Raw genomic sequence first — 1,802 nt, forward strand, 5'->3', positions numbered from 1 at the left:
CTTCGACCTCACCGGGCGCACTGCGCTCATCACCGGTTCCAGCGCGGGCATCGGCTTCGCGCTGGCGCGCGGGCTGGCCGGCGCCGGCGCCCGCGTGATCCTCAACGCGCGCAATGCCGGCAAGCTGGAGCAAGCCGCCTCGCGGTTGCGCGACGAGGGCGCCACGGTCCTCACCGCCGCTTTCGACGTGACCTCGGGCGATGCGGTGAACGCCGCCATCGCCCGCATCGAGGCCGACAACGGCGCCATCGACATCCTGGTCAACAACGCCGGCATGCAGCGCCGCGGGCCGCTCGACCAGTTCGAGGAGGCGAGCTGGCACGAGCTGATGAAGACCAACGTCGACAGCGTGTTCCTCGTCGGCAAGGCGGTGGCGCAGCGCATGATCCCGCGCGGACGCGGCAAGATCGTCAACATCTGCTCGGTGCAGAGCGAGCTCGGCCGCCCCGGCATCGCGCCCTATACGGCCAGCAAGGGCGCAGTGAAGATGCTGACCAAAGGCATGGCCATCGACTGGGGCCAGCACGGCATCCAGGTCAACGGCCTCGGGCCGGGCTACTTCAAGACCGAGCTGACCGAGGCACTCGTCAGCAACGAGGACTTCACCAAATGGCTGGTCGGGCGCACGCCCTCGCGCCGCTGGGGCGATGTCGAGGACCTGGTGGGCGCGGCCGTGTTCCTTTCGAGCGATGCTTCCAACTTCGTCAACGGCCACATCCTCTATGTGGACGGCGGCGTGACCGCCACTCTCTGAGAAAGACCATGGAAGCACTCGTCATTCATGCCCCCGGCGACCTGCGCGTCGAAGAGATCGAAACCGCCGAGCTCGGCGCCGACCAGTTGCAGGTGCGCGTGCGCTGCGGCGGCATCTGCGGCTCCGACCTGCACTACTACCAGCACGGGGGCTTCGGCACCGTGCGCATCCAGCAGCCGATGGTGCTGGGCCACGAGGTGGCGGGGATGATCGAGGCGGTGGGCTCCGCCGTCACGGGCTTTCAGCCGGGCGAGCGCATCGCGATCAGCCCGAGCCGGCCTTGCGGCCTGTGCCGCTTCTGCCAGCAGGGATTGCAGAACCACTGCCTGGACATGCGCTACTACGGCAGCGCGATGCGTAACCCGCACGTCCAGGGCGCGTTCCGCCAGCAGATCGTGGTCGAGACGCACCAGGCGCACAAGCTCGCGGACACGGTCAGCGACGGCGAGGGCTCGATGGCCGAGCCGCTGTCGGTGGCGCTGCACGCGGTGCGGCGCGCGGGCCCGCTGCTGGGCCAGCGGGTGCTGGTGACCGGCTGCGGGCCGATCGGTGCGCTGGCGATCATTGCGGCGCGCCGCGCCGGCGCCGCGCACATCGTCGCGACCGACGTCGGCGCGCTGACGCTCGACAAGGCGCTGAAGGTCGGCGCCGACGAGGTGGTCAACGTGGCCGAGGAGCCCGATGGCCTCAAGCGCTTCGCCGCCGACAAGGGCAGCTTCGACGTGCTGCTGGAGGCCAGCGGCAACCCGCGCGCGCTGGTCGGCGCCTTCGAGGCGCTGCGCCCGCGCGGCGTGATCGTGCAACTGGGGCTGGCCGGCGGCGAGATCCAGTTGCCGATCAACACCATCGTGGCCAAGGAGTTCGACCTGCGCGGCGCCTTCCGCTTCCACGAGGAATTCGCCGTCGCGGTGGAGTTGCTCAACAAGGGGCTGGTGGACGTCAAGCCGCTGATCTCGGCCACGCTGTCCTACCGCGATTCGGCGCGCGCCTTTGCGCTCGCAGCCGACCGGTCGCAGGCGATGAAGGTCCTCCTGAACTTCGATTGAGC

2 protein-coding genes are annotated in these 1,802 nt (G+C 69.6%); both read left to right on the forward strand.

Features of this window, described 5'->3' with window-relative positions:
- Positions 1 to 754, forward strand: a 754-nt coding sequence (locus tag QTH97_RS36820) for a glucose 1-dehydrogenase (RefSeq protein ID WP_286573729.1), incomplete at its 5' end; no start/stop codon positions are given.
- 8 nt (positions 755 to 762) lie between these two features.
- Positions 763 to 1,800, forward strand: a complete 1,038-nt coding sequence (locus QTH97_RS36825; protein WP_286573730.1) for an L-idonate 5-dehydrogenase — start codon at positions 763 to 765, stop codon at positions 1,798 to 1,800.
- Positions 1,801 to 1,802 lie beyond the last annotated feature (2 nt).

Source organism: Variovorax gracilis (assembly GCF_030317115.1).
Lineage (GTDB): Bacteria > Pseudomonadota > Gammaproteobacteria > Burkholderiales > Burkholderiaceae_C > Variovorax > Variovorax gracilis.